Origin of the sequence: Lysobacter sp. Root667 (assembly GCF_001427715.1) — a bacterium.
Taxonomy (GTDB): Bacteria; Pseudomonadota; Gammaproteobacteria; order Xanthomonadales; family Xanthomonadaceae; genus Lysobacter.
In genome coordinates this window covers 159221-174303 of record NZ_LMHF01000001.1, presented here as the reverse complement: position 1 = coordinate 174303, position 15083 = coordinate 159221, and the positions used below count along the sequence as shown (strand labels likewise).

Annotated in this window: 16 protein-coding genes; 10 read left to right on the top strand and 6 right to left on the bottom strand. The window is 70.6% G+C overall.

Annotated features, from left to right (window positions below; all coding sequences use genetic code 11):
• Positions 1–15: 15 nt before the first annotated feature.
• From ASD78_RS00785 to ASD78_RS00770, 4 genes are all read right to left on the bottom strand, one after another.
• Positions 16–1041, bottom strand: a complete 1026-nt coding sequence (locus ASD78_RS00785) for an acyltransferase (RefSeq protein WP_055907629.1) — start codon at positions 1039–1041, stop codon at positions 16–18.
• Entirely contained in the window at positions 1038–1319 is a 282-nt protein-coding gene (locus ASD78_RS00780) for a dehydratase (protein WP_055907626.1), read from the bottom strand. The genes ASD78_RS00785 and ASD78_RS00780 overlap by 4 nt, the downstream gene beginning before the upstream one ends.
• A gap of 76 nt (positions 1320–1395) precedes the next feature.
• A complete protein-coding gene (locus tag ASD78_RS00775; protein WP_056097742.1) occupies positions 1396–2085 on the bottom strand; it encodes a hypothetical protein in 690 nt (229 codons plus the stop codon).
• Between the two features lie 50 nt (positions 2086–2135).
• On the bottom strand, positions 2136–2405 hold the full coding sequence (locus ASD78_RS00770; protein ID WP_055907620.1) for a phosphopantetheine-binding protein: 270 nt from the start codon (positions 2403–2405) through the stop codon (positions 2136–2138).
• A 122-nt stretch (positions 2406–2527) separates the two neighbouring features.
• Between ASD78_RS00770 and ASD78_RS00765 the strand changes: the two genes are divergently transcribed.
• The 3 genes from ASD78_RS00765 (at position 2528) to ASD78_RS00755 (ending at position 5519) form a co-directional block, all read left to right on the top strand.
• Positions 2528–3934 carry an NAD(P)/FAD-dependent oxidoreductase gene (locus ASD78_RS00765; protein ID WP_082575360.1) on the top strand — a complete coding sequence of 469 codons (1407 nt, stop codon included), beginning with the start codon at positions 2528–2530 and terminating at the stop codon, positions 3932–3934.
• A gap of 26 nt (positions 3935–3960) precedes the next feature.
• Positions 3961–4950 carry a hypothetical protein gene (locus ASD78_RS00760; RefSeq protein ID WP_055908485.1) on the top strand — a complete coding sequence of 330 codons (990 nt, stop codon included), beginning with the start codon at positions 3961–3963 and terminating at the stop codon, positions 4948–4950.
• 320 nt (positions 4951–5270) lie between these two features.
• Positions 5271–5519 carry a hypothetical protein gene (locus ASD78_RS00755; protein WP_055907617.1) on the top strand — a complete coding sequence of 83 codons (249 nt, stop codon included), beginning with the start codon at positions 5271–5273 and terminating at the stop codon, positions 5517–5519.
• Positions 5520–6049: 530 nt separating this feature from the next.
• On the opposite strand, the gene ASD78_RS00750 is transcribed toward ASD78_RS00755, so the two are convergent.
• Positions 6050–7606 carry an ABC transporter ATP-binding protein gene (locus ASD78_RS00750; RefSeq protein ID WP_056097741.1) on the bottom strand — a complete coding sequence of 519 codons (1557 nt, stop codon included), beginning with the start codon at positions 7604–7606 and terminating at the stop codon, positions 6050–6052.
• Positions 7603–8442 (bottom strand): ABC transporter permease, encoded by an 840-nt coding sequence (locus tag ASD78_RS00745; RefSeq protein ID WP_055907611.1) that lies wholly within the window; start codon positions 8440–8442, stop codon positions 7603–7605. Before ASD78_RS00745 ends, ASD78_RS00750 begins: the two co-directional genes overlap by 4 nt.
• Before the next feature lie 106 nt (positions 8443–8548).
• On the opposite strand from ASD78_RS00745, the gene ASD78_RS00740 reads away from it, so the two are divergent.
• From ASD78_RS00740 to ASD78_RS00710, 7 genes are all read left to right on the top strand, one after another.
• A complete protein-coding gene (locus tag ASD78_RS00740) occupies positions 8549–8992 on the top strand; it encodes an Rrf2 family transcriptional regulator (protein WP_055907608.1) in 444 nt (147 codons plus the stop codon).
• Entirely contained in the window at positions 8989–9222 is a 234-nt protein-coding gene (locus ASD78_RS00735; protein ID WP_056097740.1) for a DUF2292 domain-containing protein, read from the top strand. The genes ASD78_RS00740 and ASD78_RS00735 overlap by 4 nt, the downstream gene beginning before the upstream one ends.
• Positions 9223–9343: 121 nt before the next feature.
• Positions 9344–10807: a porin gene (locus tag ASD78_RS00730; protein ID WP_056097739.1), complete on the top strand. Its 1464-nt coding sequence runs from the start codon at positions 9344–9346 to the stop codon at positions 10805–10807.
• 62 nt (positions 10808–10869) lie between these two features.
• Positions 10870–11874 (top strand): sulfate ABC transporter substrate-binding protein, encoded by a 1005-nt coding sequence (locus ASD78_RS00725; RefSeq protein WP_055907597.1) that lies wholly within the window; start codon positions 10870–10872, stop codon positions 11872–11874.
• Between the two features lie 132 nt (positions 11875–12006).
• Positions 12007–12876: a sulfate ABC transporter permease subunit CysT gene (cysT, locus tag ASD78_RS00720; protein ID WP_055907595.1), complete on the top strand. Its 870-nt coding sequence runs from the start codon at positions 12007–12009 to the stop codon at positions 12874–12876.
• Positions 12866–13735: a sulfate ABC transporter permease subunit CysW gene (cysW, locus tag ASD78_RS00715; RefSeq protein ID WP_056097738.1), complete on the top strand. Its 870-nt coding sequence runs from the start codon at positions 12866–12868 to the stop codon at positions 13733–13735. The genes cysT and cysW overlap by 11 nt, the downstream gene beginning before the upstream one ends.
• Positions 13736–13883: 148 nt before the next feature.
• Entirely contained in the window at positions 13884–14927 is a 1044-nt protein-coding gene (locus ASD78_RS00710; RefSeq protein WP_056097737.1) for a sulfate/molybdate ABC transporter ATP-binding protein, read from the top strand.
• The last annotated feature ends 156 nt before the right edge of the window (positions 14928–15083 follow it).

Here is a 15083-nt window from a genome sequence, read left to right as displayed (position 1 = left end):
GGCGCCGCGGCCGGCTCAGGGGGAGCGGCGTACAGCGAGCCGGCGGCGCAGGCCAGCGCCAGCGCCCAGGCCCAGCGCCGCGGCCGGATCGTCGTGCGCGCCCGGGTCGGCGCCGTCGTGAGCTGTGCTGTCTTGAACCGCGTCATCGGCATGCCAGAAGTCGTAGAAGTTGAACCAGTTGTAGGGCGCGTCGCAGGCGTGGTGCTGCAGGCGCGCGGCGTAGCGTTCGATCATCGCCGGCAGCGCACGCGACCGATCCTGGCGTGCGATCGCCGATCCGTCGCTGAACGGCTCGAACACCAGATCGTAGCGGGCGCCGCCGCGGTACAGGCCGAAAGCCAGCAGCACCGGCGCCTTCAGGGTCGCCGCGACCAGCCAGGGCGCGACCGGGAACGGCGCCGGCGTGCCCAGGAACGGCGTGCGCAGCCAGGGCTCGCCGGGGCGGGCGCGGTCGACCAGCAGCGCGACCAGCGCGCCCTCGTCCAGCGCCTGCTTCACCGCCAGCACGATCGAGGGACCGTCCTGGCCGGCGTCGATCACCCCGGCGGCGATGCGCGGGTCCAGCGAATCCAGCAGCCGGGTCATGGCCGGGTTGTGCGATCGGTCGAACACCACCCGCACCTGCACCTCCGGCGCGCTGCGCGCGAGCACGCGCAAAGCCTCGAAGCTGCCCAGGTGGGAACCGAAGATCAGCGCGCCGCCGCGTCCGTGCTGGGCGTGGATCGCGTCCAGGCCGCTCACGCGCACGTCGAAGTACTGCATCCGCCCGACCAGCATGAACAAGCGGTCGAGGATGGTCGCGGAGAAGGTGTGGATGTGGCGGGCGATTTCGAACAGGCTCGGCGCCCGGCCCAGCACGCGCGTGAGGTAGTCGCGCGAAGCGCGTCGCTCGGGACCGCGCACGGCCACGAAATAGGCGGTGATCGGGTACAGGCACAGCCGCGCCAGACCGCGTCCGCCGCGCCGGCCGATCCAGCCGATCAGCCACAGCGCGAACGGGCTGCCGCCCTCGGGGCGCTGCTTCCAGTGCCCGGCGTTCACGGCGCGGCCACGACTTCGCCGCTGGCCAGCAGGGTTTCGCCGCGCAGCACCCGGAAGCGCCAGCGCGGCGCGGCGCCGTCGAGTTCGATGCGCGCGGTTTCGCCCGGCAGCAGCGGCTGGGCGAACTTCACCTGCGGCAGGCGCAGCGCGGCCAGGGGCCCGTGGCCGGATTCGATCGCCTCCAGCACACGCTCCAGCACGACCACGCCCGGCACCACCGGCTGGCCGGGGAAATGCCCAGGCAGGCTGGGATGATCGGCGGCGATGACGAATTGCATGCGGGCGATGTTCGGCGGCGGATCGGTCGAACGACAGGATAAGCCACCCGGCCGCGGCGCCATGCCGATCCTGGCGTCAATCGAACAGGCTGCGCCAGAACGAAGGCCCCAGCGCGGCCATGCGCCGCAGGAAATCCCAGAAGTTGCGGTAGGGGCGGTTCTGGAACAGGCGCTTGCGGAACAGGTACTCGCCGATGAAGAAGCCGCCGACGATGCCGTAGTTCAGCAAGTTGGCGAACAGCGACCATTGGTCCTGGCCGATCGCGAGCGGCGGCGTATGCCCCAGCCGCGCCAGCACCCCGCCGGGCACCGCGATCAGCGCCAGCACGGTATTGGCCAGCGACAGGCCGCCCAGCAGCCAGGCCCAGATCGCGGTCAGCTTGCGCGAGTAGCGGTAGACGTCGGCCGGCAGCTGTTGCGGCGCGCAGCCGTCCAGGGCGGCGACGATACGGGTGATCAGGCCCTCGCGCGGCGCGCGCAGGCTGCGCCCGAACCACCACGCCAGGACGCCGGTGAACAGCATCGGCGGCGCCAGCAGCAGCAGTTGCGGCCAGATCGTGCCGGCCAGCGCGGCCAGCGCCGCGACGATGGCCGCGAACAGCAGCCAGGCGCCGATGCGCAACCGCAGCAAGGCCTCGATCTGCACGATCAGGGTCAGGTCGACCAGGGCGATCACCGCCGGCCAGCCATCGCCGTCGTGGCTGGCCCAGTGCGCGAGCGCCGGATAGGCGATCGCCAGCAGCAGCCGCAGCACGGCGCCGGTCATGGCCTGGGGTTCGGCGTCCGCGGCGGGCGACGGGCCGGGCGCGGCGGCGCTCAGGCCGCCCGGCTCTGCTCGATGTGCGCCGACAGGGCGCGCAGCGAGCCGAAGATGCGGCGGTTTTCGTCGCTGTCCGAGCGCAGCTGGAAGCCGTACTGCTTGGACACCGCCAGCGCCAGCTCCAGGGCGTCGATCGAGTCCAGGCCCAGGCCGTCGCCGAATAACGCCGCCTCGGGGTCGATCTGCGCCGGATCGACGTCTTCCAGGTTCAGGCTTTCGACCAGGAGCTGCGCAAGTTCGCGTTCGGCGGGGCTTTGTTCGGACATCGGACGATCCAACTACGGGCGGCAAGGTGCGCCACGATCCGGCATCGGGCGGCCGCGCGCAACCGCCGGTCCGGCCGGAGGGACCGGGACAGCGATCACGAACGGCGGGCTATCATCTGCGGATGAGCTCAAGTATTCCTGCGCCCGGCCCCGCCGGCGCCCGCCCGGACCACAACCTGAACGACGCCGCCGGCCCGGCGGACCCCAAGTCTGAGGCCCTCAGCCCCGACGTGCTGGTCATCGGCGGCGGCCCCGCCGGCACCACCGCCGCGACCCTGCTCGCCCGCAAGGGCTGGAAGGTGCTGCTGCTGGAGAAGGACGCGCACCCGCGCTTCCACATCGGCGAGTCGCTGCTGCCGATGAACCTGCCCATCCTCGAGCGCCTGGGCGTGCTCGAGCAGGTCAAGGCGATCGGCACCCACAAGCCCGGCGCCGAGTTCCCGATCGACGAGCGCAACTACAACACCTTCCGCTTCGAGCGCGCGCTGAACCCGAAGTTCGGCTACGCCTACCAGGTCAAGCGCGAAGAGTTCGACCAACTGCTGTTCCGCAACGCCCAGGCCAACGGCGTGGACGCGCGCGAACAGGTCAAGGTCGAAAAGGTCGAGTTCGGCGCCGACGGCCGTCCGTCCGTGGTCCATGCGCGCGCCGCCGACGGCTCCGCCCTGAGCGTGCGTCCGCGCTACGTCGTCGACGGCAGCGGCCGCGACGCGTTCTTCGGCAGCCAGCTCAAGCTCAAGAAGAAGAATCCGCTGCACCAGTCGGCGGCGATCTTCAGCCACTTCACCGGGGTCGAGCGCCGCGACGGCGAAGACGCCGGCAACATCACCGTGCAGCGCTTCCCGCACGGCTGGATGTGGCTGATCCCGCTGCAGCAGGACGTAATGAGCGTCGGCGCGGTGTGCTTCCCCGAATACCTCAAGCAGCGCCGCGGCGAGACCGAGGCGTTCCTGATGAAAACCCTGGAATCCGAGCCGCAGGTGTGGGCGCGCATGCAGGGCGCGCAGCGGGTCGGCGCGGTCCACGTGACCGGCAACTACTCCTACACCTGCACCCAGATGACCGGCCCGGGCTGGGTCATGGTCGGCGACGCCTACGCCTTCGTCGACCCGGTGTTCTCCTCCGGCGTGTACCTGGGCATGAACAGCGGCGAGCAGGCAGCCGACGTGGTCGACGGCGCGCTGCGCGATCCGGCCAGCGAAGCCGCGCTGCAACGCGCGATGGTCAAGCGCCTCAAGCGCGGCCTCAAGCACTTCCAGTGGTTCATCTACCGCTTCACCACGCCGGTGATGCGCGCGCTGTTCAACGAGCCGCGCAATTACTGGCAGATCGAGCAGGCGGTCATCTCGATGCTGGCCGGCGACGTGTTCGACAACCAGGCGGTGCTGCGCCGCCTGCGCATGTTCCGCCTGATCTATTCCCTGACCGCGATCCGCATGGCGCCGCAGGCGCTGCGCGGCTGGTTGCGGCGCAAACGCCAGGTCGACGTCGACTTCCGCGGCGACACGCTGCAGCAGGGCAATCCGTGAGCGCGGCCGCGACCGTGGTGGCGCCGATGCCGCGCTACAGCGTCGATTACACCGACGCCGCGCCGGCGACCGTGCTGGCCGACGACGACGTGCTGGCGGTGTTCGGCTTCGGCGCCGACGCCCCGCATCACGACGACCCGCGTTACGTGCGTGTGGCCCTGGAGCCCTACGGCGAGCCCCGCCTGGAAGTCTGGCGCGGATCGGCGCCGGTGGCCTGCGGCCGCGACGGCGACCTGGTCTGGGCCGAGGATGGCGCGCTGCAGTTCGGCGCGATCGAACTCGACGAACCGCCGGGCCTGAACGTCAACGACGGCCTCGGCGCGGCCGCCGAGGCGATCTACGCGCGCATGACCGAATTCACCCGCGAGCGCGGCTACCGGCACCTGCTGCGGATCTGGAATTACCTCGACGGCATCACCGTCGGCCAGGGCGACGCCGAGCGCTACCGCGTGTTCTGCGTCGGCCGCGCCGCCGGCCTGGGCGACTTCGATCCGGCCCAGCTGCCGGCCGCGACCGCGATCGGCAAGGTCGCCGACGGCAGCCAAACCCGTCGCCTGCAGGTGTACTGGCTGGCCTCGCGCACGCCCGGCACGCCGCTGGAGAACCCGCGCCAGGTCAGCGCCTACCGCTACCCGCGCCAGTACGGCCCGCAGCCGCCCAGCTTCGCCCGCGCGATGCTGCCGCCGGCCGGTAGCGCGATACCGCTGCTGCTGTCGGGCACCGCGGCGATCGTCGGCCACGAGTCGCGCCACATAGATTCGGTCGACACCCAGCTCGACGAAACCCTGGCCAACTTCGACAGCCTGATCGCCGCCGCGCGCGTGCAACGGCCGTCGCTGCCGGCGCGCTTCGGCGCCGGCGCGCGCCTGAAGGTCTACGTGCGCGACCGCGAGGAAGTGCCGGCAGTGATGGCCGCGCTGGACGCACGCCTGCCCGGCATCGAGCGCATCGTGCTGCAGGCCGCGGTCTGCCGGCGCGAACTGCGCGTGGAAATCGACGGCGTCCACGACCTCTGACGCAGGGTGCGGTGCGCCCAAGGCGAACCGCACCGGCGCAAGCCTCCCGCTCCGACGCGAAGAGCGCGAAGCACGTAGGGTGCGGTGAGCCAAAGGCGAACCGCACCACCACGCCCCTGCACGCGCATGGCGAACCTGCCCTTCCTTAGTGAAGCCAGGAAAACGCGCCCGCCGCTGCGCTCATCCCTGCCAGCGCCCCGCTCCGCCTCCCCAGGGGTGCCGAAAGACACCCCCTGAACGCGACCGTCGGCCCTTGAATCGCCGCGATCCGGCAGCATCATGGGCTTGAGCGCATCCGCGCCCGAACGGGAGACCGCACGATGGGACTGATCAGCCTGATTTGGGGCATCCTCGCCATGATCTGGATGGTGATCGCCCTGATTCCGCTGTTGGGCTGGGGCAACTGGCTGCTGATTCCGTTCGCGGCAGTAGGCGCCATCATCGCCGCGGTCGGCATCCTGTTCACCCGCGAAACCAAGCGCGGCCGCGCCAAGGCCGGCCTGGTGCTCAACGCCATCGTGATCGTGGTCGGCATCGTCCGCTTGTCGATGGGCGGCGGCATCATCTGAGCGCGCCCGGCGCGGCGTGATCCACAGGGCGGCTTTCGCAGCCGCCCTGTGCGACGCAAACCTCTTTTGTGGGAGCGGCGTAAGCCGCGATCGAACCCCAGGCATAGCAGCCTCGTCGCTGCGAGTCGCGACCCGTATCGCTCGCACATCGCATACGGATGCACGACCGCCCGCGGAACGGATGCACGACCGCCCGCGAATCCGTTGGGGTAGGAGCGGCGTAAGCCGCGACCCGCGTCGTGGCCTAAGGAGTGCGGTCGCGGCTTACGCCGCTCCTACCCCACAGCCGTCTTCAGTCGCGCCGCGAGCAGCGCCCGCGTATGCGCAGTGCGACGCAACTCATCTCTGTGGGAGCGGCGTGAGCCGCGATCGAAGCCCAGGCGAAGCGCGTCGTCGCCGCGAGTCGCGACCCGCGTCGCTCGCACATTGCATACGGATGCATCACCTCCCGCGAATCCGTTGGGGTAGGAGCGGCGTAAGCCGCGACCCGCGTCGTAGCCGAAGGAGCGCGGTCGCGGCTTACGCCGCTCCTACGCCACTGCCGCCTTCGGTCGCGCCGCGAGCAGCGCCCGCGTATGCGCATGCTGCGGCGCGCGCAGCACCTGCGCGGTCGCTCCGGTCTCGACGATACGCCCGGCTTCCAGCACCGCGATCCGCTCCGCCACCGCGGCCGCCGCGGCGAGGTCGTGGGTCACGAACAGCAAGGCCAGGCCGCGCTCGCGCTTGAGCGTCGCCAGCAAGGCCAGGATCGCGCCGCGGTGGTGCGCGTCCAACGCCGACACCGCTTCGTCGCAGACCAGCAACTCGGGATCGGTCGCCAGCGCGCGCGCGATCGCGATGCGCTGGCGTTGCCCTCCGGAGAACTGGTGCGGATAGCGGTCCAGCATCGCCGCTTCCAATCCGACCGCCTGCAACAACTCGCCGGCGCGCGCGCGACGCGCGGCGGCGTCGCCACGGCCATGGATGCGCAAGGGTTCGGCGACCAGCTCGGCCACGCGCATGCGCGGGTCCAGCGAGGCATACGGGTCCTGGAATACCACACCGGTGCGCGCACGCAAGTCGCGCAACGCACGCGGCGCCGCCGCACTCAGGTCGATGCCGTCCAACAGCACCCGGCCCTGCGCGCCGCGCAGCAAGCGCAACAAAACGCGGCCCAGCGTGCTCTTGCCGCTGCCGCTCTCGCCGACCAGTGCCAGGCCTTCGCCGCGACGCAGCTCCAGGGAGACATCGTCCAGCGCCGCACGCGGCGCACGCGGGTAGCGCATGCGCAGGCCTTCGCCGCGCAGCAGCACCGGCGCGTCCATCGTCGACGGCGCGGCCGGCGCGATCGTATCGGCGGCCAGCAACTCGCGCGTGTAGGCGTGCTGCGGCGCCGCGAACACCGTGCGGGTGTCGCCGCGCTCGACCGCCTGACCGCGCTGCAGCACCACCAGCCGCTGCGCGTAGGCGCCGACCAGCGGCAGGTCGTGGCTGATCAGCAGCAGCGCCAGGCCGTCCTGGCGGCGCAGGTCGTCGAGCAGGTCGAGGATCTCGCGGGCGATGCGCGCGTCCAACGCGGACGTCGGCTCGTCGGCGATCAGCACGCGCGGCTGCGTCGCCAGCGCCAAGGCGATGGCGATGCGCTGGCGCTGTCCGCCGGAGAACTGATGCGGATAACGCGCCAGGGCCGCGACCGGATCGGGCAGTTGCACGCGCGCCAGCAAGGCGGCCGCTTCGGTCTGCGCCGCCGCGCGCGGCAACGCCCGCAGCGCGCGCACGGTCTCGACCAGTTGCGCGCCGACGCTGCGCAAGGGATGCAACGCCGCAAGCGGGTCCTGCGGCACCCAGCCCAGCACGCGGCCGCGCAGCGCCGCATGCGCGCGCGACCCGAGGGCGATGCTCGCGCCGTCCGCGCTCAGCCGGCCCTCGGCGCGCAGGCCCGGAGGCAGCAGGCCCAGCAACGACAATGCGCTCAGGCTTTTGCCGCTGCCGCTTTCGCCGACCACGCCCAGGCATTCGCCGGCGCGCAGTTCCAGATCCAAGGGCCCGAGCAACCGGCGCGCACCGGTATCGACGGTCAGCGCCTGCAGCGCCAGGGTCGTGCTCATGCCGCAGCGGCCTCGCTTTCGCCGCGCACGTCCAGCCAGTCGCGCAGGCCGTCGCCGAGGAACTGGAACGTCGCCAGGGTCGCGACCAGGAAACCGGCCGGGAACAGCAGCGTCCACGGTGCGCTGTCGAGTTCCTGCACGCCTTCGGACAACAGCGTGCCCCAGCTCGCCGAGGGTTCGTCGACCGACAAGCCGAGGAAACCGAGAAAACTTTCCACCAGGATCGCCTGCGGCAGGATCAGCCCCAGATAGACGAAGGCCAGCGGCAGCAGGTTGGGCAGCACGTGCCAGCGCAGGCGTTGGCCGAAATCGGCGCCGGCGGCCTGGGCCGCGAGCACGAACGGCGCCTCGCGCAGGCGCGCGGCCTCGGCCCGCATCACCCGCGCCAGGTCGATCCAGACATAGCCGCCGATCGCCGCCAGCAGCAGCCCCAGCGAACGCTCGAACAAGGTCAGCAGCAGGATCACCACCAGCAGGAACGGCAGCGCCGAGAACACGTCCAGCACCCGCAGCAGGGCGCGCTCGACCCGGCCGCCGGCGAGCCCGGCGATCGCGCCGTAGCCCAGCCCGATCGCCAGCGCGACCACGCTGGCGAGCAGGCCGATGGTCAGCGACAGGCGCCCGCCGGCCAGGGTGCGCGCATAGACGTCGCGGCCGATCGCGTCGGTGCCGAACCAGTGCCCGGCCGTGCCGGGGGCGACCGACAGCGCCTCCCAATCCGGCGTGTGCGGGTCGTAGGCGCTCAGCCACGGCCCCAGCCAGCACAGCGCGGCCAGCGCCGCCAGCGCGATCAGGCAAGCGCGGGCCAGGGGCGGGAGGGTGCGCAGGGGTCGCATCGCCTCATCGTACCGGCCACATGCCGCCCAGGCATATGCAGATGACGCATCGCCTTTTCCTTCGCGCCCGGCTTTGCGGCTCTATTCCCTACATGGCGAATAGGAAATGCTGACGATGAAGGCGAAGTACGCACTGCGCGCCATGTGCGCGCTGGCGCGCGCCGACGACGGCCGGCTGCAGGCCCGGGCGATCGCCGAACATAGCCGCGCGCCGGAAAAATTCCTGGAATCGATCCTGGTCGACCTGCGCGAGGCCGGTTTCATCCACAGCCGGCGCGGCCAGAAGGGCGGACATGCCCTGGCGCGGCCGGCCGAACAGATCCGGGTCGGCGACCTGATCCGCGCCATCGACGGTCCGCTGGCGCCGGTGCGTTGCGCCAGCGTCAGCGCCTACCGCGCCTGCGCCGACTGCCCAGACCCGGCGCAGTGCGAGCTGCGCGCGCTGATGCGCGAGGCGCGCGACGCGCTGTCGCGGGTGCTCGACGGCTGCAGCCTGGGCGAGCTGGCGCGCGGCCACGGCGCGCCGCTGCTGAGCGGAGACGCGGCATGAACGCAACCCGACGCAAACCGCGCGGCCACGACCCGGCCGCCTCGCCCGCAAGCGAGGCGGAGCCCGCGGTCAACATCGTCAACCTCAGCGACAGCGAGTTCGCGGTACTGACCGCGCTGCGCGAGATCGGCTACGGCCAGGTCGAAGTGGTGATGCACGCCTCGCAGATCGTGCAGATCACCCGCAGCGAACGCGTGCGGGTGGAAGAAGTGCGGAGCCGTCCGCGGTGAGCGGGCGTCCCCAGCGCGCGCGCCGGCTGCGCTGTCGTCGCCGGCACCCGGCTTCGATGGACTGAGGCCCTCGCCGCACGCGCGCCACGCACTCTCACCCCACTTTCCCAAGGAATCCGCCATGCCCCATCGACATCGGCGACCTGCGACCGCGACACCGTCCCCCGCCTGGCTGCTGAGCGCACTGGGCTGCGCGCTGGCGCTGCCGGCGCAAGCGCAATCCTCCGCAGTCAACGTCGAAGACCTGGCCCGCCGCCTGCAGGCGGTCGAACAACGCCTGGGTACCGCAACCGCCGACGCCGGCACCAGCGCCGCGGTCGATCCGGCCGACCTGGACCAGCGCCTGCGCGTGATCGAACGCCGCCTGGAGCTGCAGGCCGAGGCCGAGGCCGCGCGCGTGGCCTCCACCCCGACCGTCACCCTCAGCGCCGCCAAGGGCCTGTCGGTGAAGTCGCCGCCGCCGGGCGATCTGGAAGTGAAGGTCCGCGCCCTGGTCCAGGCCGACGGCCGCTTCTTCATCGACGACCGGCGCAGCCCGCAGAACGACAGCTTCTTGTTCCGCCGCGTCGAGCCGACCATCGAAGGCAGCTGGGGACCGCTGTTCGCGTTCCGCCTTGGCGCGCAGCTGGCCGGGGACAGCGCCACCGTCAACGACGCCTATGTCGACGTGCGTTTCAGCCCGCGCGCGACCGTGCGCGTGGGCCGCTACAAAGTGCCGCTGGGTCTGGAGCGGCTGCAGTCCAGCAGCGCCGGCGCCATGGTCGAGGGCGGCTTCGCCAGCGAACTGGCGCCGGTGCGCGACCTGGGCGTGCAGCTGCAGGGCGAGTTCGCCGACGGCGCGATCAGCTACGCGCTCGGCGCCTTCAACGGCGCGCCCGACGGCCGCGACGGCGCCAGCACCAATCCCGACAACGAGTTCGACCTGATCGGCCGCGTGTTCGTGGAACCGTGGAAGAACAGCGGCGGCGCCCTGTCCGGCCTGGGCTTCGGCGTCGGCGCCAGCCAGGGCGACAAGCGCGGCGCCGGCAACAACTTCCTGCCGCGCTACCGCACGCCGGGCCAGGTCCCGTTCTTCAACTACCGCAGCGCGGTGCTGGCCGACGGCGAACACACCCGCTGGTCGCCGCAGGCCTACTACTACCGCAATCGGCTCGGCCTGCTCGGCGAATACATCCGTTCGCGCCAGCAGCTGCTGCTGCCGGCCGGCAACGTGCGCGACACGCTCGATCACGAAGCCTGGCAGCTCACCGCCGGCTGGGTGCTCACCGGCGAGGACGCCAGCTACAAGGGCGTGGTCAAACCCAGCCAGCCGTTCACGCCCGGCGGCGCCGGCTGGGGCGCGCTGGAACTGGTCGCGCGCTATGGCCGCCTCAGCATCGACGACGACGCCTTCCCTCGTTTCGCCGATCCGGCCGCGGTCGCATCCGAGGCCAGCAGCTGGGGCCTGGGCCTGAACTGGTACCTGACCGGCAACTTCAAGCTGGTCGCCAACTACATCCAGACCGACTTCGAGGGCGGCGCGCCGGCCGGCGCCGATCGCGAAGACGAAAAGGTTTTCTTCACGCGGGCGCAATTCTCCTTCTGAGCATGCTCACCATCGGCGCGCGCCTCACTCGCGCACGCTTCACCACGCAAAGAGATCGCCACATGAAAATCATGCTTTCCTCGCTCGTCGTCGCCTTGGCGCTGGTCGCCGGCCCGGCCGCGGCCAAAGACGTCGAATTGCTCAATGTCTCCTACGATCCGACCCGCGAGTTCTACGCCGAGGTCAACACCGCCTTCGCCGCGCAGTGGAAACAGCAGACCGGCGAGACCCTGAAGATCCGCGCCTCGCACGGCGGTTCGGGCAAGCAGGCGCGCTCGGTGATCGACGGCCTGGAAGCCGATGTGGTCACCCTGGCGCTGGCCGCCGATATCGACGCCATCGCCAGCAACGGCAAGCTGCTGCCGGCGAACTGGCAATCGCGTCTGCCGCACCAAAGCGCGCCCTACACCTCGACCATCGTGTTCCTGGTGCGCAAGGGCAATCCCAAGGGCGTGCGCGACTGGGGCGACCTGGTCAAGCCGGGCGTGGCGGTGATCACGCCCAATCCCAAGACCTCCGGCGGCGCGCGCTGGAACTACCTCGCCGCCTGGGCCTGGGCCTCGCAGCAGTACCGCGACGGCGGCAAGGTCGTCGACTACCTCACCCGTCTGTTCAAGAACGTGCCGGTGCTGGATACCGGCGCGCGCGGCTCGACCACCACCTTCGTCGAGCGCGGCATCGGCGACGTGCTGCTGGCTTGGGAAAACGAAGCCTTGCTGACCCTCGACGAACCCGGCAACCGCGGCAAGTACGAGATCGTCGTGCCCAGCCTGAGCATCAAGGCCGAGCCGCCGGTGGCCTGGGTCGACAAGAACGTGGCCAAGCACGGCACGCGCAAGCAGGCCGAAGCCTATCTGCGCTTCCTGTACACGCCGCAGGGCCAGCGTTTGGCCGCCAAGCACCATTACCGTCCGGCCGAACCGGACAAGGTGCCCGCGGCTGAGTTGAGCCAGTTCCCGGAGATCAAGCAGGTCACGATCGACAACGCGTTCGGCGGCTGGAAGAAAGCGCAGGCCGAGCACTTCGCCGATGGCGGTTTCTTCGATCGGATCTATCAGCCGAAGTGAGGTCGATCGGGCGAAACACGGTGCCGGGCGGTTTCGGCACTGCGTAGTCGTCATTGCTGCGCAGGCGGGAATGACGAGCAGCAGCAAAACAAGCAAGAACCGCATACCGGAAGCGAACCCAGAAGACCGACCATGAGCTCCATCGCCCTCCCTTCGCTCTCCGCATCGCGCTGGCGCCGGCCGCTGCCTGGCTTCGGCCTCAGCATCGGCCTGGGCCTGGCGTGGCTGAGCCTGGTGGTGCTGCTGCCGCTGGCGGCGCTGACCATCCGCGCCGCCGGCCTGGGCGCCGACGGCTGGTTGCGCGCGGTCCAGGATCCGCGCGTGCAGGCCTCGCTCAAGCTCAGCTTCGGCGCCGCCCTGGCGGCTTCGGTGCTGGCCTTGTTCGCCGGCGCGCTGATCGCCTGGGTGCTGGTGCGTTATCGCTTTCCGGGCCGGCGCCTGCTCGATGCGCTGGTCGATCTGCCGTTCGCGTTGCCGACCGCGGTGGCCGGCATCGCCCTGACCGCGATCTATTCCTCCAACGGCTGGGTCGGGCGCTGGCTGGAGCCGGCCGGTTTCAAGATCGCCTACGCACCGGCCGGCATCGTGATCGCGCTGGTGTTCATCGGCCTGCCGTTCGCGGTGCGCACAGTACAGCCGGTGCTGGAAGCGCTGGGCCGCGAACAGGAAGAAGCCGCGGCCTCGCTCGGCGCTTCGCGCCTGACCACCTTGCGCCGGGTGATCCTGCCGGAACTGCTGCCGGCGCTGCTGACCGGTTTCTCGCTGGCGTTCGCGCGCGGCCTGGGCGAGTACGGCTCGGTGATCTTCATCGCCGGCAACCTGCCCTACAAGACCGAGATCGCGCCGCTGCTGATCACCATCCGCCTCGAAGAATACGACTACAACGGCGCGATCGCGATCGCCGCGCTGCTGCTGGCCGCGTCCTTCGTCTGCCTGCTGGCGATCAACGCGATTCCGTCGCTGTTCGCCCACGAACGCCGGGAGCGCCGCCGTGAGCCGTGAACATTCCGCTGTGCGCGAGCGCGACGATCTGCAAGAGCCCGCATGGCTGCGCTGGACCCTGATCCTGTCGGCGGTGCTGGTGATGGCGCTGCTGGTGGTAATGCCGCTGCTGATGGTGCTGGGCGCGGCCTTCGCCAAGGGCGTCGGGGTCTGGTTCGCCGCGCTCCGGGAGCCCGACGCCCTGTCCGCGCTCAAGCTGACCCTGTTCACCGCGGCGATCGTGATTCCGCTCAACGCGGTGTTCGGCGTGTTCACCGCCTGGGCGGTCACCCGCTTCGAATTCGCCGGCAAGCGCGTGCTGCTGGCCCTGATCGACCTGCCGTTCGCGGTTTCGCCGGTGGTCGCCGGCCTGTGCCTGGTGCTGCTGTTCGGCTCGCACGGCTGGTTCGCCGGGCTGCTGGCGCAGTACGACATCAAGATCCTGTTCGCGCGCCCCGGCATCGTTCTGGCGACCTTGTTCATCACCTTCCCGTTCGTGGTGCGCGAACTGATCCCGCTGATGCAGCAACAGGGCGCCGACGAGGAACTGGCCGCGCGCTCGCTGGGCGCCGGCGCCTGGACCATGTTCCGCCGCGTCACCCTGCCCAACATCAAATGGGGCCTGCTCTACGGCGTGCTGCTGTGCGGCGCGCGCGCGATGGGCGAGTTCGGCGCGGTATCGGTGGTGTCCGGGCATATCCGCGGCCTGACCAATACCCTGCCGCTGCATATCGAGATCCTCTACAACGAATTCGACAGCACCGCGGCGTTCGCGGCCGCGTCGCTGCTCGCCGGCCTGGCCCTGGTCACGCTGGTCATCAAGTTCTGGCTGGAAGCGCGCCACGGCGACGCCCTGGCGCAATCACACAGGCGGCATTGAAATGAATCTCATCGTTGCGAATCCGGCGAGGGCGAACGACCCCGCGCAGTGGCGCTCGGCGGACCCGGGCGCGGCTCTGCCGGCCGATGTCTTACCGCCGGCCGCGGCCTTGGGTCATCATGGCGCCGGGACGGTTCAAGGCAAAGGCATGGACCTGCACATCCAGGGCATCAGCAAGCAGTACGCGAACGTCGCCGCGCTGGACGCGGTCGATCTGGATATCGCCTCGGGCGAACTGGTCGCGCTGCTGGGTCCGTCGGGCTCGGGCAAGACCACGCTGCTGCGGGTGATCGCCGGCCTGCTCCATCCCGATCGCGGCCGCCTGCTGTTCGGCGACGACGACGCCACCCGCCTGAGCCTGCGCGAACGCAACGTCGGTTTCGTGTTCCAGCACTACGCATTGTTCAAGCACATGACCGTGGCCGAGAACATCGCCTTCGGCCTGCGCAGCCGCCCGCGCAGCCGGCGCCCGGACAAGGCCGCGATCGCGCGCCGGGTGCAGGAGCTGCTGACGTTGATCCAACTGCCGGAACTCGGCGGCCGCTATCCCGAACAATTGTCCGGCGGCCAGAAGCAACGCGTCGCGCTGGCGCGTGCGCTGGCGATCGACCCGACCGTGCTGCTGCTGGACGAGCCCTTCGGCGCGCTCGATGCCAAGGTCCGGGTCGAGCTGCGGCGCTGGCTGCGTCGTCTGCACGAACAGACCGGACAGACCACGCTGTTCGTCACCCACGACCAGGAAGAAGCCCTGGAACTGGCCGACCGCGTGGTGGTGCTTCGCGACGGCCGCATCGAACAGGTCGGCACGCCGGAACAGATCTACCGCGAGCCGGCTTCGGCCTATGTGTTCGACTTCATCGGCCGCGCCAACAGCATCGACGGCCGCGTGGAGCGCGGACAGTTCGCGATCGATGGCCACGCGCTGCGACTGCCGGCCGAGGGCGTCGCCGACGGCGCGGCCAGGCTGTACCTGCGGCCGCACGACCTGGCCTTGAGCGCAGCCGGCGACGGCCTGGCCGCGCGCGTGCTGGCCGTGCATCGGCTGGCCGACCGGATCACCTTGGAGCTGCAACTGGGCGGACAGGCGCGATCGCTGGAGTTGGACCTGGCGGCGACGCCGGATGCGGTGGTGCCGGCGATCGGAAGCGCGGTCGGGGTACGGCCGTTGAGGTATCGGGTGTATTCGGCTTAGTTCGGGGCATGCCTTCTCCGGCTCGCGGCGCGCTAAAGGTGTGAACACCCTCACCCCAACCCCTCTCCCGCCAGCGGGAGAGGGGCTAAGGGCCTGATGCCCGGCCTTGCCGTCTGTGGCAGAACGCTGCATCCGCGATCCCGCCGCCCAGCCCGC

Bases quoted from the DNA above. Each gene is read 5' to 3' on its own strand.
- ASD78_RS00780 (WP_055907626.1), bottom strand. From the start codon at position 1,319: ATGCAATTCGTCATCGCCGCCGATCATCCCAGCCTGCCTGGGCATTTC.
- ASD78_RS00775 (WP_056097742.1), bottom strand. From the start codon at position 2,085: ATGACCGGCGCCGTGCTGCGGCTGCTGCTGGCGATCGCCTATCCGGCG.
- ASD78_RS00770 (WP_055907620.1), bottom strand. From the start codon at position 2,405: ATGTCCGAACAAAGCCCCGCCGAACGCGAACTTGCGCAGCTCCTGGTC.
- ASD78_RS00765 (WP_082575360.1), top strand. From the start codon at position 2,528: ATGAGCTCAAGTATTCCTGCGCCCGGCCCCGCCGGCGCCCGCCCGGAC.
- ASD78_RS00760 (WP_055908485.1), top strand. From the start codon at position 3,961: ATGCCGCGCTACAGCGTCGATTACACCGACGCCGCGCCGGCGACCGTG.
- ASD78_RS00755 (WP_055907617.1), top strand. From the start codon at position 5,271: ATGGGACTGATCAGCCTGATTTGGGGCATCCTCGCCATGATCTGGATG.
- ASD78_RS00750 (WP_056097741.1), bottom strand. From the start codon at position 7,606: ATGAGCACGACCCTGGCGCTGCAGGCGCTGACCGTCGATACCGGTGCG.
- ASD78_RS00745 (WP_055907611.1), bottom strand. From the start codon at position 8,442: ATGCGACCCCTGCGCACCCTCCCGCCCCTGGCCCGCGCTTGCCTGATC.
- ASD78_RS00740 (WP_055907608.1), top strand. From the start codon at position 8,549: ATGCTGACGATGAAGGCGAAGTACGCACTGCGCGCCATGTGCGCGCTG.
- ASD78_RS00735 (WP_056097740.1), top strand. From the start codon at position 8,989: ATGAACGCAACCCGACGCAAACCGCGCGGCCACGACCCGGCCGCCTCG.
- ASD78_RS00730 (WP_056097739.1), top strand. From the start codon at position 9,344: ATGCCCCATCGACATCGGCGACCTGCGACCGCGACACCGTCCCCCGCC.
- ASD78_RS00725 (WP_055907597.1), top strand. From the start codon at position 10,870: ATGAAAATCATGCTTTCCTCGCTCGTCGTCGCCTTGGCGCTGGTCGCC.
- cysT (WP_055907595.1), top strand. From the start codon at position 12,007: ATGAGCTCCATCGCCCTCCCTTCGCTCTCCGCATCGCGCTGGCGCCGG.
- ASD78_RS00710 (WP_056097737.1), top strand. From the start codon at position 13,884: ATGGACCTGCACATCCAGGGCATCAGCAAGCAGTACGCGAACGTCGCC.